At 64.0% G+C, this 26,168-nt stretch carries 29 protein-coding genes; 7 read left to right on the forward strand and 22 right to left on the reverse strand.

The annotated features are described in order from the left end of the window. Positions 1-375: 375 nt before the first annotated feature. The 5 genes from tenA to BLR13_RS13255 all read right to left on the reverse strand — a co-directional run bounded on the left by tenA (position 376) and on the right by BLR13_RS13255 (position 5,717). Positions 376-1,041 carry a thiaminase II gene (gene tenA, locus BLR13_RS13235; protein ID WP_074823420.1) on the reverse strand — a complete coding sequence of 222 codons (666 nt, stop codon included), beginning with the start codon at positions 1,039-1,041 and terminating at the stop codon, positions 376-378. Continuing rightward, the gene (locus tag BLR13_RS13240; protein ID WP_074823417.1) at positions 1,038-1,469 is read right to left on the reverse strand and encodes an acyl-CoA thioesterase; all 432 of its coding nucleotides are present in this window, start codon (positions 1,467-1,469) and stop codon (positions 1,038-1,040) included. Before BLR13_RS13240 ends, tenA begins: the two co-directional genes overlap by 4 nt. A 254-nt stretch (positions 1,470-1,723) precedes the next feature. Next, entirely contained in the window at positions 1,724-2,857 is a 1,134-nt protein-coding gene (locus BLR13_RS13245) for a nickel/cobalt transporter (protein ID WP_091976477.1), read from the reverse strand. Continuing rightward, positions 2,854-3,492, reverse strand: coding sequence for a DUF1007 family protein (locus BLR13_RS13250; RefSeq protein WP_074831570.1), 639 nt, complete (start codon positions 3,490-3,492; stop codon positions 2,854-2,856). Before BLR13_RS13250 ends, BLR13_RS13245 begins: the two co-directional genes overlap by 4 nt. Before the next feature lie 140 nt (positions 3,493-3,632). Next, the gene (locus tag BLR13_RS13255) at positions 3,633-5,717 is read right to left on the reverse strand and encodes a M3 family metallopeptidase (protein ID WP_074823412.1); all 2,085 of its coding nucleotides are present in this window, start codon (positions 5,715-5,717) and stop codon (positions 3,633-3,635) included. Between the two features lie 185 nt (positions 5,718-5,902). Here BLR13_RS13255 and BLR13_RS13260 point away from each other — a divergent pair, with 185 nt between their 5' ends. The 7 genes from BLR13_RS13260 to BLR13_RS13295 all read left to right on the forward strand — a co-directional run bounded on the left by BLR13_RS13260 (position 5,903) and on the right by BLR13_RS13295 (position 11,996). Next, positions 5,903-6,163, forward strand: a complete 261-nt coding sequence (locus tag BLR13_RS13260; RefSeq protein ID WP_074823409.1) for a hypothetical protein — start codon at positions 5,903-5,905, stop codon at positions 6,161-6,163. 695 nt (positions 6,164-6,858) lie between these two features. Further along, entirely contained in the window at positions 6,859-8,001 is a 1,143-nt protein-coding gene (locus BLR13_RS13270; protein ID WP_074823408.1) for a type III PLP-dependent enzyme, read from the forward strand. A 260-nt stretch (positions 8,002-8,261) separates the two neighbouring features. Next, on the forward strand, positions 8,262-8,864 hold the full coding sequence (locus BLR13_RS13275) for a GNAT family N-acetyltransferase (RefSeq protein WP_074823405.1): 603 nt from the start codon (positions 8,262-8,264) through the stop codon (positions 8,862-8,864). 84 nt (positions 8,865-8,948) lie between these two features. Continuing rightward, complete coding sequence (locus BLR13_RS13280) at positions 8,949-9,335, forward strand: RidA family protein (protein WP_074823402.1); 387 nt, start codon at positions 8,949-8,951, stop codon at positions 9,333-9,335. A 288-nt stretch (positions 9,336-9,623) separates the two neighbouring features. After that, entirely contained in the window at positions 9,624-10,028 is a 405-nt protein-coding gene (gene rnk / locus BLR13_RS13285) for a nucleoside diphosphate kinase regulator (RefSeq protein ID WP_074823399.1), read from the forward strand. A 102-nt stretch (positions 10,029-10,130) separates the two neighbouring features. Continuing rightward, entirely contained in the window at positions 10,131-11,579 is a 1,449-nt protein-coding gene (locus BLR13_RS13290; protein WP_074823396.1) for a homospermidine synthase, read from the forward strand. A 195-nt stretch (positions 11,580-11,774) separates the two neighbouring features. After that, entirely contained in the window at positions 11,775-11,996 is a 222-nt protein-coding gene (locus BLR13_RS13295; RefSeq protein ID WP_074823393.1) for a hypothetical protein, read from the forward strand. 95 nt (positions 11,997-12,091) lie between these two features. Here BLR13_RS13295 and BLR13_RS13300 read toward each other — a convergent pair whose 3' ends face one another. The 17 genes from BLR13_RS13300 to BLR13_RS13380 form a co-directional block, all read right to left on the reverse strand. Continuing rightward, positions 12,092-12,832: an acetoacetate decarboxylase gene (locus BLR13_RS13300; RefSeq protein WP_074823390.1), complete on the reverse strand. Its 741-nt coding sequence runs from the start codon at positions 12,830-12,832 to the stop codon at positions 12,092-12,094. Positions 12,833-12,961: 129 nt separating this feature from the next. Further along, positions 12,962-13,699 carry an ABC transporter ATP-binding protein gene (locus tag BLR13_RS13305; protein ID WP_074823387.1) on the reverse strand — a complete coding sequence of 246 codons (738 nt, stop codon included), beginning with the start codon at positions 13,697-13,699 and terminating at the stop codon, positions 12,962-12,964. After that, positions 13,689-14,441 carry an ABC transporter ATP-binding protein gene (locus BLR13_RS13310; protein ID WP_074823384.1) on the reverse strand — a complete coding sequence of 251 codons (753 nt, stop codon included), beginning with the start codon at positions 14,439-14,441 and terminating at the stop codon, positions 13,689-13,691. The genes BLR13_RS13305 and BLR13_RS13310 overlap by 11 nt, the downstream gene beginning before the upstream one ends. Next, complete coding sequence (locus BLR13_RS13315) at positions 14,438-15,403, reverse strand: branched-chain amino acid ABC transporter permease (protein WP_074823382.1); 966 nt, start codon at positions 15,401-15,403, stop codon at positions 14,438-14,440. Before BLR13_RS13315 ends, BLR13_RS13310 begins: the two co-directional genes overlap by 4 nt. Beyond that, positions 15,400-16,266, reverse strand: coding sequence for a branched-chain amino acid ABC transporter permease (locus BLR13_RS13320; protein WP_244525247.1), 867 nt, complete (start codon positions 16,264-16,266; stop codon positions 15,400-15,402). The genes BLR13_RS13315 and BLR13_RS13320 overlap by 4 nt, the downstream gene beginning before the upstream one ends. A 163-nt stretch (positions 16,267-16,429) precedes the next feature. Further along, the gene (locus BLR13_RS13325; RefSeq protein ID WP_074823378.1) at positions 16,430-17,674 is read right to left on the reverse strand and encodes an amino acid ABC transporter substrate-binding protein; all 1,245 of its coding nucleotides are present in this window, start codon (positions 17,672-17,674) and stop codon (positions 16,430-16,432) included. A gap of 72 nt (positions 17,675-17,746) precedes the next feature. Further along, entirely contained in the window at positions 17,747-18,679 is a 933-nt protein-coding gene (locus tag BLR13_RS13330) for a dioxygenase (protein WP_074823374.1), read from the reverse strand. Between the two features lie 236 nt (positions 18,680-18,915). After that, entirely contained in the window at positions 18,916-19,251 is a 336-nt protein-coding gene (locus BLR13_RS13335; RefSeq protein ID WP_074823371.1) for a hypothetical protein, read from the reverse strand. 69 nt (positions 19,252-19,320) lie between these two features. Further along, positions 19,321-20,034, reverse strand: coding sequence for an MgtC/SapB family protein (locus BLR13_RS13340; RefSeq protein ID WP_074823368.1), 714 nt, complete (start codon positions 20,032-20,034; stop codon positions 19,321-19,323). A 91-nt stretch (positions 20,035-20,125) separates the two neighbouring features. Beyond that, complete coding sequence (locus tag BLR13_RS13345; protein ID WP_074823367.1) at positions 20,126-21,142, reverse strand: WD40 repeat domain-containing protein; 1,017 nt, start codon at positions 21,140-21,142, stop codon at positions 20,126-20,128. Further along, positions 21,142-22,170 (reverse strand): CobW family GTP-binding protein, encoded by a 1,029-nt coding sequence (locus tag BLR13_RS13350; RefSeq protein WP_074823365.1) that lies wholly within the window; start codon positions 22,168-22,170, stop codon positions 21,142-21,144. The genes BLR13_RS13345 and BLR13_RS13350 overlap by 1 nt, the downstream gene beginning before the upstream one ends. A gap of 51 nt (positions 22,171-22,221) precedes the next feature. Further along, positions 22,222-23,094, reverse strand: a complete 873-nt coding sequence (locus tag BLR13_RS13355; protein WP_074823360.1) for a metal ABC transporter substrate-binding protein — start codon at positions 23,092-23,094, stop codon at positions 22,222-22,224. A 5-nt stretch (positions 23,095-23,099) separates the two neighbouring features. Continuing rightward, entirely contained in the window at positions 23,100-23,969 is an 870-nt protein-coding gene (locus BLR13_RS13360; protein ID WP_074823357.1) for a metal ABC transporter permease, read from the reverse strand. Between the two features lie 4 nt (positions 23,970-23,973). Then, the gene (locus tag BLR13_RS13365; RefSeq protein ID WP_074823353.1) at positions 23,974-24,732 is read right to left on the reverse strand and encodes a metal ABC transporter ATP-binding protein; all 759 of its coding nucleotides are present in this window, start codon (positions 24,730-24,732) and stop codon (positions 23,974-23,976) included. A 2-nt stretch (positions 24,733-24,734) separates the two neighbouring features. Then, complete coding sequence (locus BLR13_RS13370; RefSeq protein ID WP_074823349.1) at positions 24,735-24,959, reverse strand: hypothetical protein; 225 nt, start codon at positions 24,957-24,959, stop codon at positions 24,735-24,737. A gap of 50 nt (positions 24,960-25,009) precedes the next feature. Next, positions 25,010-25,510: a hypothetical protein gene (locus BLR13_RS13375; protein WP_074823346.1), complete on the reverse strand. Its 501-nt coding sequence runs from the start codon at positions 25,508-25,510 to the stop codon at positions 25,010-25,012. Beyond that, positions 25,507-26,115 carry a permease gene (locus BLR13_RS13380; protein ID WP_074823343.1) on the reverse strand — a complete coding sequence of 203 codons (609 nt, stop codon included), beginning with the start codon at positions 26,113-26,115 and terminating at the stop codon, positions 25,507-25,509. Before BLR13_RS13380 ends, BLR13_RS13375 begins: the two co-directional genes overlap by 4 nt. Positions 26,116-26,168 lie beyond the last annotated feature (53 nt).

Here is a 26,168-nt window from a genome sequence, read left to right on the forward strand (position 1 = left end):
CTGCGCAATGGCTTTACGGCTTATACGAGATCGTCCTGGTGACCCTGCTTTTTGTGACACCATCGCTCTTGGGCAGCGTTGGCCGCCTTCGAACTTGACGCCTGCATCGGGGCGTCGGACCCAAACGATTTCACCGTACGCAACGGATGCGCTCGTCTCTCGCACCATCGCGTCCACCGCTCCCTGCCCCTCGTTTGCGACGATGGCCTACGCCCCTCTGGTGGGACAGGATGGCCGGAGTTGTGGAGTTGATTTGCCCGACGCTGCAACGGAAATATTTTTGCGCGAAGGGCTGGACAGACTTTTTATGATTTGCCCGTCGGGTCGTTTTGTCGCACCCGCTCGCTCAACATCATCCTTGCGCGCAGCAGCGACTCACGGCCTCGCGCGCCAGCCCATTTCCCAGAAATCGGCCTCAAGCCGGGTGGCTTCCCGAAAGATCGCGATCAATTCGGCCTCGCGGGCCGGCGTGGCGTAGCGACTGGCGAGTCGCTCGAGTTGCGCGCGCGCATTGGCCGCGACCTCCTGATAAAGCGCGCCGGCATATTCCGAGATCCAGACGCTGTACGGATTCGTTGCCGCGCGTGCGCCGGGCCGCGAGGCGAGCCGCGTTGCAATCTCTGCATAGCCGATCACGCAAGGCGCCAGCGCCACCTTGAGCGCCAGCAGATCGCCGCGCATTCCCGCATCCAGCACATAGCGCGTGTAGGCCAGCATCTCGACCGCGGGAGGCGCGCGTTCGAGATCGCCCGGCGACAGCCCCCAGCCGGCGCAGAGTTTGATGTGAAGGTCCATCTCGACGTCGAGGATGGCCGAAAGACCCGCCGCCGACTCGCGCATATCGGCGAGACTGGGCGACTTGTAGATCGCGAGCGCGTAGGCCCGGGCAAACTCGATCAGGAACAGATAATCCTGAACGAGGTAGTGACGAAACGCCGCCTCAGGGAGCGAACCATCAGCCATCGCGTCGGTGAAGGGATGCCCGGTGTAGGCCCGCCATTCGGCACTTGCTGCTGTCTTGAGACGCTCGAAGAAACTCACGGTTGTTGCTCCCGCGTCGCAATGAGGTCCCGGATCGGCTTCGAGATCGGCACCGGACGATGGCTCTGCTGATCAGTGTAGACCCAGACGATCTCGCCGGTCACCAGCGCTTCATCGCCGCCTTTCAGAAAGATCGCGAGTTCGAAGGTCAGGCTTGAATTGCCGATCCGCGCCACCCTGGCGCCGACGTCCAGCTCCTGGTCGAACAGCACCGGCGCCTTGTACTCGATCACGGATTTGACGACGTGGAAATCGATGCCGGTCGCCTTGGCATCGGCAAACTGGTCGTAGCCCAGCGCGCGAAAATACTCGGTGATGGTCGTGTCGAAGTAGGTCAGGTAATGCGCGTTGAAGACGACGCCCTGGCCATCGATCTCGGAATAGCGGACGCGAAAGGGATGGAAGAACCAGAATTGCTCGCGTGACATGGGGGCTCCGGTTGCGGGTTTGCGCTTGCATATCCGATCAGGCCGGCACCTCAAAGCCCGCAGCAACGATCGACTCCTCATGGTGAGGAGGCGCGCAGCGCCGTCTCGAACCATGTGGCCCGTGGCCATCCTTCGAGACGCCGCTTCGCGGCTCCTCAGGATGAGGACCGTAGCCTCGTAGCCCGCATGAGCGAAGCGATATGCGGGGACAGGGCCCCGGATGTCGCTTCGCTCATCCGGGCTACATTGCAGCCTTATAAACACGTCACCCGCTCGGCCGCGAGATAGCCGAACAGCAGGCCGATCCCGAACAGCAGCACCAGACCCGCCGCGGCGAATTCGATGCCGCGCATGACAAGCGTGCCGCGGCCGTCGCTGCCGCCGCTGAGGCGCTGGGCGAGGCCTCGCGCGGAGACCGCGAGCACGGCGATGGTCGCGACCGTGATCGCGGTGCCCAGCCCCATCACGAAGGTTGCGGCGATGCCGGCCCAGAACAGGCCCTGCGCCAGCGCGAATACCAGCACCAGGATCGCACCCGAACAGGGCCGCAGGCCGACCGCGAAGATCGCACCGAGGCCGCGCTGCCAGCCGCCGGGGCCGGCGAGCTGATCCGGCGTCGGGCCGTGCGAGTGGCCGCAATGCTCGTCATGGACGTGACCGTGATCATGATGATGGCCCTGGTCATGATCATGATCGGCATGCGCGTGACGATGGTGATGGCCGTGATCGTGAACATGGTCATGGTGATCGTGATCGCTGTGCGCATGGTTGTGGTCGTGATGATGCACGGCTGCCATCGCCATCGCCGGCACCAGTACCGGCTTCACCTGCAATGCGCGTATAAAACCACCGCCCTTGGTCCAGACCAGGCGGATGCCGAACGCCGCGATCAGAATGTAGCTGGCGATCTCGATCGCCCGCTCCGCCCCACACATCGTTTTCGCGGTCGCATTCAATAGCCACGCACAAATGCCGACCACCACCACCGCGACCAGCGCCTGCAGCAGCGCCGAGGCGAACGCGAGAGCGATGCCGCGCCGCGCGGTCTCGCGGTTGGCGACGAGGTAGGACGAAATGACAGCCTTGCCGTGGCCGGGGCCGGCGGCGTGGAAAATCCCATAAGCAAACGAGATCGCGAGCAGGGTCCAGACCGCGGAGCCGTCCGACTTGGCGGCACGGATCGTCACCGACATCTCGCGATAGAATTCCGACTGCTTGGCCAAGAGCCATCCGACGATGCCACCGACCTGCGGCTCGGCGGCCGGCCGTGGACCGCCAAAGGGGTTCTGCGCCGCGAGCACGTGCAGCGCGCCGTCGACAAGCAGGATGGCCGCGAGGGCCGCGACACCGATCGCGAGGCAGCGGGTGAAGGGGGTGCGTGACGTCATGGGCAATCCACCGTGATCTTGTTGGCGAACATCATGCCGAAATTTCCGCCTTCGCCGGAGAGAAAATTCTGCTCGCCGAGCTTTTGCGCGGCCGCAGAGCCGTCATTGGGCCGCTGGAATTGCATCCTGCAATCGGCGGGCGCGCCGACCAGCGTCACCGGGTCCTTCTCGGCATATTGGAAGTCGATGAAGAAGGCGCGGTCGAACACCTCCAGCACCAGTTGCTTCGCCTTGAACGGCGTCTTTGCCGGCAGCGTGAAATGCAGGGTCAGGAGACTGTCCTTGAATTCGAGGAAGTAATCGACCGGCTCGAGGAATCGCTGCTTGGCCCCGTCGGCACGCGCGAAGGTGAAGAAGCCGTATTCCTTCAGCGACTCCACATTGGTCTGCGCCAGCGGCGCCAGCTCCTCGCGGCTGTAGGCGCCTTTGGTTTTGGGCTCGAGGCCCTGCAGCGCATAGGTCGAGAACATGTCGTCAAAGGTCCAGGCATGGCGGACGCCCGAGACCGAACCGTCGGGCGCGTACATCACCTCGCTTTTGGCGGTGATCCAGACATGGGGGTGGGCCTGCGCGGAGGATGGGAAGGCTAGCGCCGCGAAGATCAAAGCCAACAGTCCGAACAAAACGCGCAGCATGTCGTCCCCGCGAAGGCGGGGACCCATACGCCGTGCCGTCGCTTTTGGGCAATGTGGCAGACGCGTTCCTTCACCATGAACATCGGTGGCTATGGGTCCCGGCCTTCGCCGGGACGACACGTTGAGAGAGCTCGGCTCGCTCACGCGGCCTCTGGCGTTTCGAGCAGCCCGCGGCGGCGCAGCAGCGCATCGGGCTCGGGCTCGCGGCCGCGGAAGGCGACATAGGCATCTTCAGGGTCGACCGAACCGCCCGACGAATAGATGTCGTCGAGCAGCCGCTTGGCGGTGGCGGGATCGAAGATGTTGCCGGCCTCCTCGAAGGCGCCGAACGCGTCGGCGTCCATCACCTCGGACCACATGTAGCTGTAATAGCCCGACGCATAGTGATCGCCGGAGAAGATGTGGCCGAACTGGGTGGGCCGGTGCCGCAGCGCGATTTCAGCGGGCATGCCGATCTTTTCCAGCTCGGCCTTCTCGAACGCCCGCACGTCGCGGCTGGCGGCGGCCGGCTGGGTGTGGAATTCCAGGTCGATCAGCGCCGAGGAGACGAACTCCACGGTGGCAAAGCCCTGGTTGAATTTTCGCGCGGCGAGGAAGCGCTTGAGCAGGTCGTCCGGCAGCGGCTCGCCGGTCTGGTAGTGTTTTGCGAACTGCCTGAGCACCTGAGGCTGTTCCTGCCAGTGCTCGTAGAGCTGCGAGGGCAGTTCGACGAAGTCGGTGAATACTGATGTCCCCGACAGCGAGGGATAGGTGACGTCAGACATCATGCCGTGCAGGCCGTGGCCGAACTCGTGGAACAGCGTCCGCGCGTCGTCGGGCGACAATAGCGACGGCTCGCTGCCGGCGCCCTTGGAGAAGTTGCAGACATTGATCACCAGCGGCGCAATCTCGCCGTCGAGCTTCTGCTGGTCGCGCAGCGAGGTCATCCAGGCGCCGGAACGTTTTGAGGGCCGTGCGAAGTAGTCGCCATAGAACAGCGCCTTGTGCTTGCCGCCGGCATCCTTGACCTCCCAGACCCGGACATCGGGATGCCAGACCGGGATATCCTTGCGCTCGGAGAACGTGACGCCGAACAGGCGGGTAGCGCAGTCGAAGGCGGCGTCGATCATGTGGTCGAGCACCAGATAGGGTTTGATGGCGGCGTCGTCGAAATTGGCGCGGCGCTGCCTGAGCTTCTCCGCGTAGTAGCGCCAGTCCCACGGGGCCAGCGCAAAATTGCCGCCCTCCTCCGCGACCAGCGCCTGCAGGGCGTCGCGGTCCGCCATCGCCCGGGCCCGCGCCGGCTTCCAGACCCGCTCCAGGAGGCTGCGCACGGCGTCCGGCGTCTTGGCCATGGAATCCTCCAGCCGATAGGCGGCATAGGTCGGATAACCCATGATCTTCGCGGCCTCTTCACGCAGGCTGAGAATTTCGACGATGGTCGCGTTGTTGTCGTTGGCGTTGCCGTTGTCGCCGCGCGCGGTAAAGGCGCGGAACGCCTTCTCGCGCAGGTCGCGGCGGGACGAGCCTTTCAGGAACGGCTCGACCGAGGAGCGCGACAACGTCACGATCGCCTTGCCGGCGAGCCCGCGCTCTTCCGCCGCAGCCTTCGCCGATGCGACGAACGCCTCCGACAGGCCGCCGAAATCGTCCTCGCCGAGTTCCATGAACCAGTCCTGTTCGTCGCCGAGCAGATGGTGGCTGAAGGAGGTCCCGAGCTCCGCCAGCCGCTCGTTGATCGCGGCGCGGCGCGCCTTGGCGGCCTCGTCGAGGCCGGCGCCGGCACGGTGGAAGTTGTTGTAGGTGCGCTCCAGCAGCCGCATCTGCTCGCCCGATAGCCCCAGCGTGGCGCGGTTGTTGTGGATCAGCGCGATCCGGCCGAACAGCACCGCGTTCATCATGATCGGGTTCCAGTGCCGCGCCATCCGTGGCGAGACCTCCTTGTCGATGGCGAGGATTTCCGGGTTGGAGTTGGCCGAGACCAGGTCGTAGAACACCGCCGAGACCTTCGCGAGCAGCTTTCCGGAGCGCTCCAGCGCCGTGATGGTGTTGGCGAAGTCGGGCGCCGACGGGTCGTGGGTGATCGCCGCGACTTCGGCCGAATGGTCGGCAAAGGCCCGCTCGAAGGCCGGCAGGAAGTGTCCCGGGAGAATCTCGGCAAAGGGCGGCGTCTCGAACGGCGTCTGCCACGCTTGCAGCAGCGGATTGGCTTCCGGATTGTCCGTAGTTTGCAGGGGTTCTGACATCTCAATTCCCATTCTGGCCCTCAAGCCCGTTCGGGCTTCCGCCTTTGTTTTGACGCGTTTGCCTTCGCGAAAACGCCCTGAAATCTGCGGCAATCTATATCACGCGATGCGGCATTTTTGGGCCTTTTACGCTTGATAGCGAGGGCCTTTTCGGAGAGATTGCGGCCTCAAACAGGACCCGATCCATGAGCCAACTGCCCGCCTCCAAGCCCACCCGCGAGATCGTCTGGCCGAGCGTCGTCACGGTGATTTCGGCGGCGATCCTGATCGGCGCGGAGGTGTTCGGCGCGGCGTTTGCCGGTGGCTGGGCGCTCGCGATTCTGTTCGGGCTCGACGACACCGGCGCGCACATCCTGCAGGCCGTGCTGTTTGCGCTCGGCGTGCTGATCATGGTGGCCTTCATCCGCGCAGCCCAGCGCATCGAGCCGTTTTTCAAGCGGGCCTGAAGCGCTTCACGCGCGCATGATTTCTCGAATCCGAGAAACCGCTGCGGCACAGGCACAAACGCAAACGCGCTGGCCGGCAAAATCTTAATATCCATTCATGTTTGACGTCGCGCGCACAGGAGCGCGCGCGGCGCTGTAAGCAGGTGTTAGGTAAATTTGGTATCAACCTAAAAAAAATGTTGCGAAGCGGATTCAAATACCTTATTTGCACTTTTGCCCAATTTCGCACGTGCCTGTGGTCGTGTGTCAGTCGGTAGGTATCCGGACAAGAGGCCGGACAGCCGCCAAGGGATGAAGAACCGAGGGTCATTCAAGCTTGAGCTAGTCAAGTTCGAGTGGCCAGCATCTCTCTCAAGAGATGCCGTTGAAGGTCTCTGCATCCTTTGCAACCGTGACTGGCAGCCGGAGGCGAACCGGCGCACCCCGCTCTCAACGGGGGACGCGACTTAAAGCAACGACGGATCGGGCTTTTTTGGTCTCTACCGGCATTCCAACGCCGGCGCGGGCTACTGAAAAGGCTTGTCCTTCATTGCCAGGTGTGCGGGCGGGAAATTTCCCAACCAATCCACGGCAGCACAGTCTGGTCTGAGTATTTTGGCTTCGTTGCGCCTCCATCGCGCAATTGGGCCGGGCACTCATATCCGACATCAATTTTTTGAACGGAACCCCGTCGCTGGGCCGTTTGGGAGAGTGCTATGACCGAACGTATTCAGGAATTCCTGCGCAACCGCCGCAGCGAGGGCCAGGACACCGAGCCGTGCCTCGTGGTCGACCTCGAAGTCGTGCGCGACAACTACCAGACCTTCTCGAAGGCCCTGCCGGACAGCCGCGTGTTCTACGCGGTGAAGGCAAATCCGTCGCCCGAAGTGCTGTCGCTCCTGGCCTCGATGGGCTCGTGCTTCGACACCGCAACCGTGGCCGAAATCGAAATGGCGCTGGCTGCCGGTGCGACGGCGGACCGCATCTCCTATGGCAATACGATCAAGAAGGAGCGCGACATCGCGCGCGCCTTCGCGCTCGGCATTCGCCTGTTTGCGGTCGACTGCGCCGCCGAAGTCGAAAAGATCGCCCGGGCTGCCCCCGGCTCAAAAGTGTTCTGCCGCATTCTCTATGATTGCGCAGGCGCCGAATGGCCGCTGTCGCGCAAGTTCGGTTGCGATCCGGAGATGGCGGTCGATGTGCTCGACCTCGCCAAGCGTCTGGGCCTGGAACCGTGCGGGATCTCGTTCCACGTCGGCTCGCAGCAGCGCAAGGTGAAGGCGTGGGACCGTGCGCTGTCGATGGCCTCGACGGTGTTCCGTGACTGCGCGGAGCGCGGGATCAACCTGTCCATGGTCAACATGGGCGGCGGATTCCCGACCAAGTACCTCAAGGACGTTCCTCCGGTCGTGCAATACGGCCGGTCGATCTTCCGTGCGCTGCGCAAGCACTTCGGCAACCAGATCCCGGAAACCATCATCGAGCCGGGCCGCGGCATGGTCGGCAATGCCGGCATCATCGAGACCGAAGTCGTCCTGATCTCCAGGAAGAGCGACGAGGACGAGGTGCGCTGGGTGTATCTCGACATCGGCAAGTTCGGCGGTCTCGCCGAGACGATGGACGAGTCGATCCGTTACGCCATCCGCACCCCGCATGACGGCGCGGAGATGACGCCGTGCGTGCTCGCAGGTCCAACCTGCGATTCCGCCGACGTGCTGTACGAGAAGATGCCGTATCCGCTCCCGGTAACGCTCGAGATCGGCGACAAGCTGCTGATCGAAGGCACCGGGGCCTATACGTCGACCTACTCGTCGGTCGCGTTCAATGGCATCCCGCCGCTGCGGACCTACCACATCTGAGCGTTCTTACCTCTCCCGCTTGCGGGGGTCGAGACGAGCGAAGCTCGCTCTTAGGTCGGCGCGAAGCGCCGGGTGGGGGAAACTCTCTCCACACGAGCGGTCGGAATCGTGGTGACACCCCCACCCCAGCCCTCCCCCGCAAGCGGGAGAGGGAGCAAGAAAACGAGGAGCCGCTGCGCCGGCTCCCACCCCCGCTTTTGCGAATTTTCGAAACAACGCTCCGCGTCCTGACTGGCCGTTGGAGTGGAGACTGACGTGCCATGACTGCTTTGCGGAAGACCACCATCGCCCTCACCTCCGATGCCGCTCCGTTCGCGATCCGTGCGGAGCGTTCCTCGGACGTTGTTGCGCGCGAAGCGCTGCTGGATGCCTGCTTTGGCGACAATCGCCTTAATCGCACCTGCCAGCGCCTGCGTGACGAACGTGCGCCCGCCGAAGGCCTTGCCTTGTCGGCCACGGCGCGAGGCCGCCTGGTGGGCACCGTGCGGTTGTGGCACGTCAGCGTCGGCGGCAAGCCGGCGCTCATGCTCGGCCCGCTCGCGGTAGAGGCATCCTCCCGCAAGTTCGGTGCTGGGGCTGCGCTGATGGACCACGCGCTCGCGGCGGCGAAGGCGCGTGGCCATCGCGCGGTCATTCTGCTCGGCGACGCACCCTACTACATCAGGTTCGGCTTCTCGGGCGCCAAGACCGGAGAGCTCTTGCTGCCCGGTCCGTTCGAGCGCGACCGGCTGCTCGGCCTCGAACTCTCCGAAGGCGCGCTCGACGGCGCCTGGGGCATGATCACAGCGACCGGCGCGCCGGAGCTGAAATCCCGGACCGTTCGCGCCCGCAAGGCGCTGCAGCCGGTGCCGCACGCCGCCTGACGCGGGGTTGCGCGATCAGGGAAAAAACCCTTAAACCGCACCATCTCAGCTTTTTTTTGGATCATTCACCGGATCGAGGTCCCGATGCCCCGACACCTGATTTCCACCGGCTCGCCGCTTGAGAAGACCGTCGGCTACAGCCGCGCCGTGATCGACGGCGATTTCGCCTTCGTCGCCGGCACCACCGGCTACGACTACACCAGCATGACGATGCCGGCCGACGTCGCAAGCCAGTCACGGAATTGCTTCAAGACCATCGGGGCCGCCCTCAAGGAAGGCGGCTTCGCGATGGCCGACATCGTCCGCGCGACCTACTACGTCACCGACGCTGAGTATATCGATGCCCACTTCGCGGTCTGCGGCGAAGTGCTCGGCGACATCCGCCCCGCCGCGACGCTGCTGGTGGTCACCGCCCTCGCCAAACCCGAGATGAAGGTCGAGATCGAAGTGACCGCCAAGCGCCGCACCTGAAACCCGCCGGCCGCGGCTGCCGGCCTGTTACGCGACCGAATACCACATCGTCCCGCCGGTTGACTTTGCCGGCAACGCACCTAGGTTCAAGGCATCATGATGAGCCTGCATAGCAAACGATTGTTGCTGCGCGCCGGTCACCTTCTCGCAGGAAGGTAGCCCGGACGGAGAGCCTTGCCCCGTCCGGGTTCGATTGCCTGCGATTTAAACTCCCCGCAACGTCACATTTGTCCAGTATTGATCGCTTCATGCCGCCGGCATGGCGCGTCCGAATAACCGTGAAAAACCATGACCCATTTGCCTCGCACACAGCTTCCTCCCATCAAGATCCGACAGGCGGACCGCGAACGGCTCGGCCATCTCGCCGACGCTTCCGCCGAGACCTTTCCGGCCACGGCCGAATTCCTGGCCCGCGAAATCGAACGCGCGACGGTCGTTCCCGATACGGCGCCGCTGGTCGGAATCGTCGGAATGGAATCCGAAGTGACTTTCAGGGACGACGCGACCGGCTTGCAGAAGCAGGTCAGGCTGGTCTATCCGAACGCGGCTGACATCGACGCCGGCCGCGTCTCGGTTCTGACCCCGATCGGCGCCGCGCTGATCGGGCTGTCGGCCGGACAGGCCATCAGCTTCGAAACGCCGTCGGGCGAACAGAGATCGCTCACCGTCCTGGACGTTCGCGGACCCAATTGACCGCCTGACACCGATCGGCAACGATCACCCCAGCCACTGCAACCCAGCATTCCCTGAACGCGCGTTTTGCGCGTTCGCATTCTCTCCCGGAGTCCAATGCCAATGTCCGCTTCCCCCGCATCGCAGATCTACGCGAAGATTACCGGCCCCATTGTCATGATCGGGTTCGGCTCGATCGGCAAAGGCACATTGCCGATGATCGAGCGGCATCTCGATTACGACAAGTCGCGCATCACCGTGATCGATCCCAAGGACGAGGGCCGCAAGGCACATTGCGAGAAGCACAATGTAAGATTCATCCAGCAGGGCGTGACCAGGGACAATTATCGCGACTTGCTTGCCCCGCTGCTCACTGAAGGCGGCGGCCAGGGTTTTTGCGTCAATCTCTCGGTCGATACCGGCTCTACCGACATCATGGAACTCTGCAACGAACTCGGCGCTCTTTATATCGACACTGTCAACGAGCCCTGGCTCGGCTTCTATTTCGATTCTTCGAAGGGCCCGGAAGCACGCTCCAACTACGCGCTTCGCGAAGTGACGCTGGCCGCCAAGAAGGCGCGCCCCGCGGGCTCGACGACGGCCGTCTCCTGCTGTGGCGCCAATCCCGGCATGGTCTCCTTTTTCGTCAAGCAGGCGCTACTCAATGTCGCCGCTGATCTGAAGCTCAATGCCCCCAAGCCGAAGACCAAAGCCGAATGGGCGGACTTGATGCGGCAGGCTGGCGTCAAGGGCATCCACATCGCCGAACGCGACACCCAGCGCTCCAAGTCGCCGAAAGAGCCGGACGTATTCGTCAACACCTGGTCGGTGGAAGGTTTCCTGTCGGAAGGCGTGCAGCCGTCCGAACTCGGTTGGGGCACCCATGAAAAATGGATGCCCGAGAATGCGCATACCCACGAAGCTGGCTGCGGCGCCGCCATCTATCTCATGCAGCCCGGCGCCAACACGCGCGTGCGCACCTGGTGCCCGACCCGCGGCGCGCAGTATGGCTTCCTCGTCACCCACAACGAGTCGATCTCGATCTCCGACTACTTCACGGTGCGTGACGCATCGGGCACGGCGATCTATCGGCCGACCTGCCACTATGCCTATCATCCGGCTGACGATGCCGTGCTGTCGCTGCATGAAATGTTCGGCCGCGCAGCGAAGATGCAGGAAAAGCACCACATCCTCGATGAGAACGAAATCGTCGACGGCATCGACGAACTCGGCGTGCTGCTGTTCGGCCATGACAACAATGCCTACTGGTACGGCTCGCAGCTCTCCATCGAAGAGACCCGCAAACTCGCGCCCTATCAGAACGCCACCGGCCTGCAAGTGACCTCCGCCGTGCTCGGCGGCATGGTGTGGGCGCTGGAAAACCCGAACGAAGGCATCGTCGAAGCCGACGAGATGGATTTCGATCGTCTGCTGGAAATCCAGATGCCGTATCTCGGCCCGGTGAAGGGCTATTACACCGACTGGACGCCGCTCAAAGACCGGCCCGGCCTGTTCCCGGAAGACATCGACACCTCGGACCCCTGGCAGTTCCGCAACGTGCTGGTGCGCTGAGCAAGCGGCACCGTCCCGGCTCTGCACCACAGGGTGCAGAGCCCGAAACGGTAGAACTACTACCCATCCGGGTATGCAACCCGTCGTAACGTTCGCTTAATCCAATCGCGCGATCCTGAGGCGTAAATTTTCGCGAAGGCCCGGGCGATCGCCGCAGCTTTTTTCAGCGACGGTTCCCCAGGCGGAACCGCCCGCATGCGCTCCATCGTCTTCATTGTCCTGTCCGCGGCAGCACTGGCTTCATGCAAGCCCGAGAACAGCAGCGATTTCACGGGTTCGATCGACAGCTGCACGCGGCAGCTTTACAGCGCCTACAATCCCAAGGACATGAAGCAGTGCGTCGCGGTGTGCATCGCCTGCGAGCGCGGCGTGACCACGACCTGCTCGACCTCGTGCACGCTGAAGGGCGCGCACTGAAGAGGGGTTGTCATTCCGGGGCGCGTCGAAGACGCGAACCCGGAATCTCGAGATTCCGGGTCTGGTGCTAACGCACCATCCCGGAATGACGTTCGTCACTTCGCCAGATAATCGAAATCGACCGTCCCGAGGCCGAGCGTCAGGTCGGCCTTGAAATGCGTCGCTGAAACCACTTCGCGCACCGGCAGCCGGGCGACGTCGGCCAGCGCATGCGGAAACAGGCCGAGCGCGCCCGGCCCGGTCCACGCCTCCTTCAGCGTGATGTCCTCGAGATAATAGCGCACCAGTTCACAGATCCGCGGACTGCCGTCGACATGCGGGATGATCTTCAGCATGAAGTTCGGCGCCTTCATCGACTTCAGCACCGCGTCGTGGTCGATCTCGCGGTGCTTGTAGCCCATGGTGGCCGAGGCGCAGAGCACCGAGCCGTAATGCAGCGTGCCGACCAGCACGTCGCTCTCGACCGCGATCTTCGGCGACGCCAGTTTCTTCGGAAAGCCCCAGAGCTCGCGGCCGCCGGCAATCGGTGCTTCGTCGTCCAGATACATCGAATGGACGTAGCCACCGTCCTCGCCCTTGTAACGCACAGGGATCACCTGCCCGGTTTCGGTGTAGTCGCCGAAGCCGGTCGAGTCGGGCATGCGGATGAACTCGTACTTGACCAGCGGCTCGGCGATTTCGAGCGGTTCCGGCACCACGGCGGCCAGCGCCTCCGGATCGGTGCGATAGGTGATGATGAAATATTCGCGGTTGAAGAAGCGATAGGGCGCCGGCGGAAACGCCGGGTTGGTCAGCGGCATCGAATAAGCGTTTCGCCTGACGTCGTCGATCTTCATTGCTGCCTCGTTGGTCGCCTGCGCTGCGCGCGATGAGGCGATTATGGAGCAACTGATGGCGGCAGGCGAGGCTGTAAAACCGGCAGACGATCAAATCATCGCCAGCCATTCATGACGCTGTCACACCGGTCAGGCGACGCCGCCGAGATAGAGCCGCTTGACGATGTCGTTGGCCTTCAACTCGTCGACCGAACGGGCCGCCACCGCGATCTCGCCATGGACGATGATGTAGCCACGGTCGGCGATCCGGATGGCCTGATTGAAATTCTGCTCCGCCATCAGCACCGTCAGGCCGACCCGCGCCTTGAGTTCGCCGATCTTGGCGATGGTCTGCGACACCAGAAGCGGCGACAGCCCGACCGACGGTTCGTCGATCAGCAACAGCCGCGGCGACGACATCAGCGCGCGTGCGATCGCCAGCATCTGCTGCTGGCCGCCGGACATGGTGCCGGCGAGCTGGTTGGCGCGCTCCTTCAGCACCGGAAAGGTCTCGAAGGCGAGCGCGAGGTTGCGGTCGATGGCGCTGCGGGCGAGCTTGCGGAAGGCGCCGAGCATCAGATTTTCCGTGACCGTCAGTTTTGGAAACAGCCGCCGCCCCTCGGGCACCAGCGCCACGCCGAGATCGACGATCTCTTCGGTGGAGAGTTTGGTCAGGTCATGCGCCGCGCCGTCGATGGTCAGCGTAATAGTGCCGTGCTCCGGGCGAACCAGGCCCATGACGCACTTCATCAGCGTGCTCTTGCCGTTGCCGTTGGTGCCGAGCAGCGCCACGGTCTCGCCGGCCTCGACACCGAGCGTGACACCGCGCAGCGCCTTGACGGCGCCGTAGCCGGCATGGAGGCCGTCGATGGCGAGGCTAAGTGCCAAGGTAGGCCTCCTGCACCCGCTTGTTCGCCATCACCTCGTCCGGCGCGCCGAGGGCGATGATCCGGCCGGCATCGAGGCACATCATCCGCTTCGAAAACCGCATCACCGCCTGCATGATGTGCTCGATCATGATGATGGTGATGTCCTCGTCGCCGAGGCTGATCAGGAGGTCGAGCACCTCGTCGACCTCGGAATGGGACAGCCCGGCCATCGCTTCGTCGGAAATCAGGAGTTTCGGGCGCATCGCCATGGCGCGCGCCAACTCCATCTTGCGCAACTCCACCTGGCTCAGCGTATCGGTCGGCGCGCCGGCCTTGGCCGCCAGCCCCATCCGCGCGAGAATCGACATTGCGACTTCTTCCTCCGGCAACGCGGCGGCGGCAGCGCCGGGCACGGAAGCAAAGTCGAGGCCAACCATGAGATTTTCCAGCACCGTCATGCTCTTGAACGGCCGCGGAATCTGGAAAGAGCGGGCGATGCCGCGGCGCGCGCGCAAGTGCGGCGGCAGTTGCGTGATGTCCTCGCCGCAGAACATCACGCTCCCGGCATTTTGACGCAACGCGCCGGAAATGCAGTTGATCAGCGTGGTCTTGCCCGAGCCGTTGGGGCCGATCAGACCGAAGCGTTCGCCTTTTTTGATATCGACGCTGATATTGTCGAGCGCGGTGAAGCCGCCAAAGGTCTTGGTCAGGCCATCGATCTGCAGCAGGGGTGCGTCGACTGACGTAATATCTTGCGTCATGTCTTGCCTCCCGCGCGCAAGCGGTAGCGCGGCCGCAGTAGTCCGATGATGCCCTTGGGCGCCGCCACCACGAACACGACCAGCATGATGCCGAGCACCAGCACGTTGACTTCCGACGAGATGGTGACGGCCAGAAGCTGCTGGGTGGTGCCGAGCAGGATCGCCCCGAGCACCGGACCGATCCAGTGCGCGGTGCCCCCGATCAGCGCCATCGCCAGCACCGAGACCGAGTAGCTGAGATTGAAAGCCGAAGAAGGATCGGCATATTGCAGGTACATCGCCGCCGGCGCGCCGGCCGCGGAGATCAACGCGCCCGAGATCATGCAGGCGACCAATTTGAGCTTGAGGGTCGGCACGCCGGTGCATTCGGCGGCGAGTTCGTCGTCCCGCAGCGCCTGCAGGCCGCGGCCGATCCGGGAGTTCTGGATATAGCGCGCGATTGCCACCGCAATCACCACCAACACGCCCTGCACGAAGAACAGCATCTTCACGTAGCTGTCGAACGGCGCCATGACGGGCGGCCGCTGCAACTGGATGCCGGCCGCGCCGCCGACGAACCGCCAGTTCATGACTGACGTCTCGATGATGATCGCGAGCGCGATCGTCGCAATCGAAAAAAAGATGCCCCGCATGCGCAGGGTCAGCAGGCCGACCGCGAGCCCGAGCAGCATGCCGACAACCGCGGCCGCTGATATCTGCACCACAAGCGGCGCCCCCGACACCTTGAACAAGGCGACCGCGGTGTAGACCCCGACGCCGAAGAAGGCGTTGGTGCCGAAATTGACGTAACCGGCGTAGCCGCCGAGGATGCTCCAGGCGACCGACAACACGACGAACTGCAGGATCACATAGCCGGCAAAGAACGGATACTCGTTGCGGACGATCTGCGTCATCGCCATGACCGCGACGAGAAAGACGGCGATGCCGGCCCAGAAGGCGATACTGTTGCGTCGTGTACTCATCGGCCGAGCAGACCTTGCGGCCGGATAGCCAGCACCGCGAGCAGCATCGCGAACGAGATCGCCGGCGCCCAGGAGGCCCCGAACAGCGTGAGCACGATGGTCTCGGCGACGCCGAGGATAATGGCGGCAACCAGCGTGCCGGTCATGCTGCCGAGCCCGGCCATCACGACGACGCAGAACGTCCGCCCGATATAGGCGCGGTCGAGCGTCGGCTCGACCGGTGCCACGATAATCAGGAGCGCACCGGCCATCCCGAGCACTGCGGTCGCAATGCCGAAGGCAAATTGCTTGATCCGGACCGGGTTGGCGCCCATCAGCCGCAGCGCCTCCTCGTCCTGCGCCACGGCGCGGATCGCGCGGCCCATGAAGGTTTTCGACAGATACAGCGCCAGCGAGACCGTCAGCCCCAACGCGACGGCAAACGCGACCAGTTGCCGGATCGGGATCCGGAACTCACCGAACCGCCACGACTGTCCGATATAGCTCGCCGAGACCGATTGCTGGTCGACGCCGAACTGCAGGATGATCAGCACCTCGATGATGAAGGCGATGCCGAAGAAGAATGCGATGCCGCGGACGGCGGCATCGCTGCCGCGTTTCTCGAAGATTTCGTAATAGATGCGATAGGCGACCAGGCCGAACACGAAGAACAACGGCGTGATGATCAGCCCCGCAACCAGCGGGTCGATGTCATAGCGGTCGTTGAGCAGGAATACGCCGTAGGACGCCAGCACCAGAAATGCCGGATGCGCGACATGGGGCACGTCGAGCAGTCCGAACGAAACGGACAGCCCGACGCTGACGGCTGCATAGAAGCAGCCGAGCAGCACCCCCAGCACCACCGCACCGAGCAGCAGGTCCATTGAAAACACGCTAGAAATCCCCCTTGGAGCCTTATCGGTTCTGATGGCATCAGAACCGGGCTCCAATCCTTTGCTTGTAACCCGCTTTCTTCCGCTTCGCTCGAAAACGCGATGGGCTTTTCCCGGCCTGGAAAAAGCCTTGTGGTCCAAAAAGCCTTGCGGTCTATTTGCGCGCAGCCTCGAACGGGCTGACGAGCGTTCCGGTTTTCAGTCTATCGGGGAACAGGATCACCTGCTTGCCGGAAGACCGGAACTGTTCGACGTCCTTGTCCTTGACGCCGCGGAATTGCGCCTGCAGCGTCGCGGTTTCCTTGCGCTCGCCATCCACCGAAAACGCGATCGGCCCGACGATGGTCTTGTGCTCGTTTTCGCGCAGGTATTTTGCCAGCGCCTTCTGGTCGAGCGATTTGGTGGCATTGACCGCCGCCTCGATCATCTGGCCCTGGGCATAACCGAACGGTGCCAGGTAATAGCCGAGCGGATCGATCTTCGCATCCACCGCACGCTTGGTGTAGGTCTCGAAGAAGGTTTTGGTGCCGTCGAAATACATGCTCGGCTCCGGCAGCCAGGTATTGTAGTTGACGACGCCGTTGAGCAGCGATCCCAGATTGGCCATCACGGCTGCGAACTGCAGACCGACCATGCCGCCGCCGAAGATCTTGACGTCGTCGCCGATCCCGATCTCGTTGACGGCGCGCAGAATGCCGGCCGAATCCGGCGGATAGGACGCGACATAGACCATGTCGGGCTTGGCGGCCCTGAGCGAGCGGATGATCGAGGAGAATTCCACCGTGTTCGGCGGATAGTTCTGGTCGAAGACGACGGGAATGTTGCGCTGCTTGGCGACATCCCGCGCGGTCAGCGCGAGGTTCTGGGCGAACTCCTGGTCCGCCGAGAGCAACGCCAGGGTCTTGCCGCTGGCCTTCTGGCCGATATCGAGGAACGAGGATGCCCAACTGTCGGCCGGGCCCCATGGCGCATTGTTGAACCACATATCGTGGCCGACCTTGCTGTTCACCTGGAACGAGAAATTCCCCATCAGCAGCAGGCCGCGCTGCTTGACGAACGGCATAATCGGCGCGGTCGGCACCGTTGCATAAGGCGCGAACAGGATATCGACCTTGTCGACGTCGACCAGTTTGGCGTAGATCGCGGGCGTCTCGGACGCGCTGGACTTGTCGTCATAGACGATGAGTTCGACCTTGCGGCCGAGCAGGCCGCCTTTGGCATTGATGTCGTCGCGCCAGATCTCGGTACCGAGCTGTGAGGCCTTGCCGCCGCCCGCAAGGCCACCGGTCTGCGCCATCGACATGCCGATCTTGATCGGCGGCTGCTGCGCCGAGGCAATCGAGCCCTTGCCGAGCGCTGCGACAGCTACTGCGCCGCCGAGAAAGGTCCTGCGTTTCATTGATCTCCCCTTATTCCCATTGTCTGTTTCGTTGCACCGGATCTTGGTCCGGCTGTTGTGAGTAGGATCGTGTCAGGCCGTCGCCTTCTCGCCGCTGCGGGCCTGCTTCATGATCGCCGCCGGATCGGCGCCGACCCGCCCGCTGGTCTTGTCGGCCTCGCTTTCGCGCGAAAGCCGCATGTCGAAGCGGATGCTGGGCATGCCCTTGATCGGGCAGTCCGGATCGCCCTGCACGACATCGACCGCGAGATCGCCCGACGAGCCGAATACGACGTCATCGGCCAGATGCGGGTCGTCGCGCAGATAGAGTGCCGTGACCAGTTCGCGATAGCCCGGCGCGCCGACCAGGAAATGAATATGCGCCGGCCGCATGCCATGCCGCGCCTGCGCCTTGACCATGGCGCCGACCGGCCCGTCCATCGGTATGGAATAGCCGAGCGGCTTGACGGTGCGCAGCACGTAGACGCTGTCCGAATCTGTCGTGAATACGCCGCGATAGTCGACCGAGGTCGCGCTCGACTGGATGTCGTAGAGGCCGTCGGCGCCGGTCTGCCAGATCGAGACCGTGGCGTTGGCGACCGGCTTGCCGCCGGCATCGGTGACGTGGCCGTACAGCACGCATTCGCTGCCGGGCTTCGGATTTTGAGCGATCGAGCTCCCGGCCTTCAGCGTCGGCGTCGCCTCGCGGTAGAACGGGCCGAGCAGGCTGGTATGGGTGCCTTCCTCGATCGCGGTCTTGTCATGCAGGCCGTTGACCAGCGCCGACAGGCCGAGCGTATCGGAAAGCAGGATGAATTCCTGGCGTTCCGGCGAGCACATCTTGCCCGCCAAAGTCATGAATTCGATGCCCTTGATCCATTCGCCGGGGGTCAGATTGACCTCGCGGGCGAAGGCATGCAGGTGCTTCACCGCCGACGCCATGATCGCCTTCAGGCGCGGATCCGGCGTTGTCGCCATCTGGTCCAGAACGGCGTCCGTGATCGTTTCCGGCGTTAGCTCGCGCATACGCTCTCCCCTGACCTCCCGGCTGTTGGCCGGCTGTTATTACCGGCAAGCCTAACCGCTGTTTGGGGATCAACACAAGGCTTCGGGGGCTGCGGCGAGAGGCCCTTGGACCAATTGCTAAACACCGGCCGCCATCGCGTCGCGGCGAAGCGGCACGCGCGGAAAATCCGTGGCGCCATGCCCACAGATTTTGCACACCTGAAATCTTGCGCGCGGCGGGAAAGCCGGAAGCCGGATTATTTTTGCTGGATCGGCGGCGCGGTCTTCTCGGCGGGCGCCGGCGGCAGCACCGGCTGGGCGCCGGCCTTCTGCGCCTCGGCATCGGGCCGGGCCGGTTCCGGCGATACACCGGACGGACGGGTGCCTGTCGTCACCGGCTCGGATGGCGCCGACGGCTTGCTCTCCGCGCCCGGCGTCGATTGCAGCGGTGGCGTCGCCTGCGCCAGGTGTTGCCGGTCGGTGGCCCTGATCTGGTTCAGCGAAAGCGCCGATATCACCAGCCCTCCCGCGATCAGCGCGGCGGCGAACATCAGTCTTTCCCGGTACTCGCGCTTACGGTAATCGGCAGACATGTCGTTCGCCTCGCAAAATTGTTCGCGAGATCAACGGCCGCGGGAACGAATAGTTCCAATGCAGGAAGCCTAGTCTTTGGTACTGGATTCCCACGTGGCATGGTGCACGCCGGGCGTCCGCTGCAGGTCGGCGGCCACCAGATCGAGTTCTTTGGCCTGGACCGCGGTGCTGACGAGGGTAGCGACAATCTCCTGCAGATCGCCGCGCGGGAAGGCTTCGATCTCGGCTACCGGATATTGAGCCGCTTCAAGCCGCTCCACCACCTGATCGCGGAGTCCGGCCGACGCGCCGGCATCGACCAGCAGCTTGACGAAATAGGTCGCCTCCGACGCCTGTTCGTCGATCGGCGCGCGGTTGATGGCATTGACCAGCGGCCGCAGCAGGGTGTTGCCGGCGAGCACGAACACGGTCAGCGCGGCGGCCTGCGCCAGCATGTCGGCCCCGGCGCAGCTTCCGACCGCGGCAGAGGCCCATAATGTCGCAGCCGTATTGAGGCCGCGCACATTCGTTCCCTCTTTCATGATGACGCCGGCGCCGAGAAAACCGATGCCGGAGACCACATAGGCGATCACCCGTACCGCGCCGTCAGCGGCGGCCAGATGCATCGCGAGATCGACGAACGCCGCTGCGCCTACCGCGACCAGCACGTTGGTGCGCAGGCCTGCGCTCCGCAGCCGGTATTGCCGCTCCGCGCCGATCAGCGTGCCCAGCACGAACGCCGCGCTCAGGCTGATCAGCGTGTCGATGAAATCGGCGGTCTGGAAGGTTTCGAGAAAACGCATGTTGGCCTTCTAGGAGTCCTTAGTTTGACGCGTTTCTTAACGCGAACCGGAATCCACTTCGCTCGAAAACGCTATGCAGATGACGATCATGTCATAGCTCGACCATCCCCGCATCGCCGTCCTCGGTCGCGAAAGCGAGCTGGGTGCCCTTGGCGCCCCAGGCCAGCGCCGAAACCGCCTCGCCGCCGTTACGGCGTACCAGAATTTCCGCGCCGTCCTCAAGCCGCACCATCAGCACGGTGCCGTCGCTATAGCCGACCCCCATGACGTCCTGCTTCGGATGGCAGGCCACCACGGAGACCCGCGCCTGCAACGGCGCTAGCATCGCCGGCTCCTTGCCCATCGGGCCGTCCTTGCTGGCGAACGGCCAGACGATCACGCTATCGGCGCCTGACGTCGCCAGTCCCTTGCCGCCCGCACTCCACGACATCGAGCGGACGCGGCCGGGATAGCCCGACATCCGCATATGCCGGTTATCGGCGAGCCGCCAGCCGTGCAGCGCCGGCTCGTGCATCATGGTGACCAGGAACTTGTTGTCCGGGCTGAAGGTGACGCCGAGATGCGAGCCGGCCCATTCCAGAAATTCGGGCTTCGCCGCCATGTTGGGAAACCACAGCGTCACGCCGTTGTAATGGGCGATCGCGACACGCAGGCCCTTGGGCGCAAAGGCGAGACCGCCCACCGTGGTCGGCGCATCGAAGGATTTTTCTTCTCCCTTGCCGCTGCGAACGAAGGCGGTCTTGCCTGATGACCACGCCACCGCGCCGTCGGGATGCAATGCGACATTGTCGATCCAGCGCCGCTTGGCATCGGTCGCCAGCACGGTCACCACGCCTTTGGCGTCGAGTGCCACGACCTTGCCGTCATCGCCGCCGGTGACGATGCGTTCGCCGTCGGAGGCCGCGCACAGAATGGCGCCGCCGTGAATGGCGACGGACGAAATGTCGCCGGTGGCACCGACGAGCGCCGCGTTCTCCTCGGTGCCGACAAACACCGCGGTGTCGCCGAGAAAATGGATCGCGGTGACCGGCATGCCGATGGCAAGCGGCCGCACCTTGTCGGTGATCGAAGCGATGGAGGGGCTGTCGCCCGGATCGAACTGTTTCATCACGTGGTGATACAGCTTTCAAAGCCGTCGCGGATCATCTGCTCCGGCAATTCGCGACCGATAAAGACGACGCGGCTTTCGCGGGCCTCGCCGTCCTTCCATTTGCGCTGATGATCGCCTTCCAGCATCATGTGCACGCCCTGGAACACGTAGCGGTCGTCATCGTCGCTGAAGGCGAGGATGCCCTTCGAACGCAAAATCTTCTGGCCTTCGCTGGCGACGAGGTTCTGCAACCACGGCATGAATTTCGTGGCATCGAGCGGCTTGGCCGAGCGCAGCGACAGCGATTGCATGTCCTCGTCGTGGTAGTGCTTCAGCCCGCCATGGCTATGATCATGGTGGTGATCGTGGCCGTGGTGATGATCGTCGCCGGCGTCGAGGAATTCCGGCTCGATTTCGAGGATGCGATCCAGATCGAACGCGCCGCGCTCCAGCACATCAGCGATCGCGACCTGGCAGCGCTCGGTGCGATGCAGTTTGGCGTAGGGGTTGATGGCGCGGATCCGGGCCTCGACCTCGGCCAGTTCGGCCTTGGAGACCAGATCGGTCTTGTTCAGCACGATGACGTCGGCGAACGCGATCTGGTTCTTGGCTTCGGGCGCGTCCTTGAGGCGGTCGCTCAGCCATTTGGCGTCGGCCACCGTCACGACCGCATCGAGCCGGGCGTTCTTCTGCACGTCCTCGTCGACGAAGAAGGTCTGCGCCACCGGCGCCGGATCGGCCAGGCCCGTGGTCTCGACGATGATGGCGTCGAACTTGCCCTTGCGCTTCATCAGGCCGTCGAGGATGCGGACGAGGTCGCCGCGCACCGTGCAGCAGACGCAGCCGTTGTTCATCTCGAACACTTCTTCGTCGGCGCCGATGATCAGGTCGTTGTCGATGCCGATCTCGCCGAATTCGTTGACGATGACGGCGTATTTCTTGCCGTGGTTTTCCGACAGGATCCGGTTCAGCAGCGTGGTCTTGCCGGCGCCGAGATAGCCCGTCAGCACGGTCACTGGAATTTTTTGGGACGTCAAATCTGGCATAACAACTCCGAGGGAATCTCGCGCATCTACTCGGGCAGGGAGGCCCCTGCTCTATTGGCTGAGCGCGCTGGTCAGGGCCTTTATATTGTGCCTGACCATGTCAATGTAAGTGGGAGAATCGCCCTTTTCGCCGGTCAGACTGTCCGAATAGAGGGTGCCGCCGACCCTGGCGCCGGTCTCGGCCGCGATTTGGCGGATCAGCCTGGGGTCGCTGATATTTTCCAGGAAAACGGCCGGTATTTTCGATGCCCTGATCTGGGTGATAATCCCGGCAATATCGCGGGCGCTGGCCTCGGATTCGGTCGAGACGCCCAGGGGTGCCACGAACTCAACGCCATAGGCGGCGGCGAAATAGCCGAAGGCGCGGTGGGTCGAGATCACCTTGCGGCGGTTTTCCGGAATTTGCGCCACCGCCTGCCGCACCTCGCCGTCGAGCGCGTCGAGTTTTGCCAGATAGCCGTCCGCATTGGACTTGAAAACCTCGGCATCGGCGGGATCGGCCGCAACCAGCGCATCGCGGATATTGGCGACATAGATTTTTGCGTTGAGCGGCGATTGCCAGGCGTGCGGGTCGGCGTCCGAGCCGAGCTTGAGCGGCGCGATGCCTGCGGTCGCGGTGATGATCGTTGCCTTGTTGCCCGCGGACTGCGCCAGCCGCGGCAGCCAGCCTTCGAGACCAAGGCCGTTGACGAACACCAGTCTGGCGTCGGCGACCTTCTTGGCATCCGCCGGTGTCGGCACATAGACATGCGCATCGCCGTCGGGGCCGACCAGTGTCGTGACATTGACGCGCTCGCCGCCGACATTGCGGACGAGATCGCCGAGGATCGAGAAGCTGGCGACGACGTTGAGCCGGTCGGCGGCCCGCGCGGGAGCTGTGACCGCCATCAGGGCGAGAGCGATGAACCAGATGGAGCGTCGCATCGCCGTCACGCCTCGAGATGGCGGCCGGGAAACAACTGCCGGACCAGGCCGCTGACATTGCCGAACAGCACCGAAAACACATAGATCGCCGCCGCCACCAGAATGATCGCGGGGCCTGAAGGAATTTTGGTCTGGAACGACAGCACCAGCCCGGCATAACCGGAGACCATGGCGCTCGCGACCGCGATGCAGATCATGCCTGACATGTCGCGCGACCAGAACCGCGCGATGCCCGCGGGCAGGATCATCAGGCCGACGCCGAGCAGCGTGCCGAGCGCATGGAAACCGTTGACGAGGTTGATCACGACCAACGCCAGGAACGCCAGATGCGCGGGTGCGCCGGCGCGGCTGACGGTGCGCAGGAACACCGGATCGACGCATTCGATCACCAGCGGGCGATAGATCACCGCCAGCAGCAGCAGTGTGATGGTGGCATTGAAAGCGATCACCAGCAGCGTCTGGTTATCCATCGCCAGGATGTTGCCGAACAGCACGTGCAGCAGATCGATGTTGGTGCCCTTGATGGACACGATAGTGACGCCGAGCGCCAGCGACACCAGATAGAACGCCGCCAGCGAGGCGTCTTCCTTGATCTCGGTGTTGCGCGCGACCAGGCCGGCGAGGATCGCGACCGCAAACCCCGCGATCAGCCCGCCCGTCGTCATCGCGAACAGGTTGAGCCCCGAAATCAAAAAACCGATCGCCGCCCCCGGCAGGATCGCATGCGCCATCGCGTCGCCGACCAGGCTCATCCGCCGCAGCATCAGGAACACGCCGATCGGCGCGCCGCCGAGCGACAATGCGATCACGGCGGCCAGCGCGCGGCGCATGAATTCGAATTCGGTAAAGGGCGCGATCAGCGCATCGAAGATCATGGAATCAGGCCGCCCGCGACGGCAGGTCGTGCACAATGCAGGCCGCCGCCGTGTCGTCGAACGCCTCGCACATCCGCCGCGCCTCGGCGAGATTTTCCGCGGTCAACACCTGCGCGGTGGCGCCCCACGCCACCGGCCCGCGGGCCAATAACAGCGTCTCCGGAAAATTCGCGCGCACCAATTCCATGTCGTGCAGCGCCGCCAGCACGGTGCGTCCCTCGGCGTGCCAGCGCCGCACCAGCGCCAGCAGGTCGGCCGAGGTTTTGGCGTCGATGGCGTTGAAGGGCTCGTCCAGCACGATCAGCCGCGCGTCCTGCAGCAGCACGCGTGCAAACAGCATGCGCTGCATCTGTCCGCCGGACAGCGTGCCGATCGAGCGGTTCTCAAAACCGTTGAGGCCGACGGCAGCCAGTGCCCGCGCGATCTTGTCCCGCGCGAGTTTGCCCATGCCGCCGAAAAATCCGGTCGCGCGCCACAGCCCGGTGCCGACGAAGTCGAACACCGAGATCGGAAAGCTGCGGTCGATATCGGCGGTCTGCGGCAGATAGGCGATGTCGCGGATGTCGAGCCCGCCGAGATCGATCGATCCCGCCAGCGGCTTCAAGATGCCGGCGAGCCCGCGAAACAGCGTCGACTTGCCGGCGCCGTTGGGGCCGATTACGGCCAGCAGCGCGCCCTGCGCGACTTCGCCATCGAGGTGATGCACCGCCGGATGGCGGTCGTAGCCGAGCGTGACGTCGCGGAACTGGATTTGCGCCAGCATGCTCACCTCATCGCCAGCAGCACGACCGCCCACAGCCCGGCGCTGACCGCCAGCGCCGCTGCAAGCCGCGACAGCACCGTCATCCGCAGGATCGACCAGGGGGCCGATTGCGACGGATGCGGCGTCTCCGGGCCATGGCTATGGGCATGGCCGTGGCCGTGGCCGTGGGTGTGCCCGTGATGGTGTCCGTGGTCATGGGTGTGGTCGTGAGAATGCGTGTGGGCCATCTTAAGGATGTTATATTATAACATAACTCAAGTCTACCGACGCCGGCGCCTTACGGCTTCCCGAGCGCCATCGCCACCGCGGCGGCCAGGAACGGAAACGGCAGCGACACCGCGGCGCGGAACCAGACGAACTTCGCCGGCATGAACGGGATTTCCCACAGGATCAGCCGCTGGAAGGCGAACAGCGCCCAGGCGACGACATAGGCGATGACCTGGGGCGGACCGCCGCCGACCTTCAGGGCCACCGCGCCGATCGAAAAGCCGACCACCGGGCCGCCCGGGGTCGCGGCGCCCGCGATCACGGCGGTCAATATGCCGAGCCAGCCGCTATCCGGCCCGAGCCAGCCGGTGATGACCTCCTGGGGAATGACCGCGGCGATGTAGCCCGAACCGATCACACCGAGGCCGATCCGGGGCACGATGTTGATGAAATCCATTGTGCCTTCGCGCGCGGCCGACACCAGCACGGCGCGCCCGCGCCGCCAGACCAAGAAGGCAAGTGCGGCGACCGAGCCCCACAGCGTGAGATCGATGATCAGCGCCGCGGTCATGACGGCGGCTCCGCGCCTTTCGGATACATCCGTACAAAGACAAAACGTCCGAGCGCGCCGGCCAGCACCGGGATCGGCAGCGAGATCACGATCCGCCACAGCGTGAAGTCGACGCCGAGGATCGGCAGCTCCCAGGCCACTGCCCGGCCGTAGCCGATCAGCGTCCAGCTCACCACCATCGCAATGGTCGCGCCGAAATCGGCGCCGACCGTGAGCAGAGCGGCCGCCACCGGATAGGCGGTAAAGGGACCACCGGGCAAGATAGCGCCGAACGCGGTTCCGATCAGCAATCCCTTCAGGCCGGAATTCGGCCCGAGCGCGCGCGATACTTTCTCATGCGGCAAGACCTCGGCGATGAACGCGCCGAGCAGGCAGCCGGCCAATACGCGCGGCAGGATGCCGCCGAACAGCGCCAGATCATGGGTGAGAATTTCAAGCACGCCGTCGATGCCGTCGCGCCGCCAGACCAGCGTGGCCGAGACCGCGACCAGTACGCCGATCATGATCATCGACCAGCCGACCGGCTTGCGGGCGCGCCGGGGCGGCTGCTCGGCGTCTGCGGCTTCATCGGCCGGCGCCGGGTCTTTTACGGGAGAGTCTGACAAGGCAATGAGTCGGGCGGGTGATGAGAATTCACCCTGCTTAGTCCCGGCACCCT

The sequence above is a fragment of the Bradyrhizobium ottawaense genome, from assembly GCF_900099825.1.
Lineage (GTDB): Bacteria > Pseudomonadota > Alphaproteobacteria > Rhizobiales > Xanthobacteraceae > Bradyrhizobium > Bradyrhizobium ottawaense_A.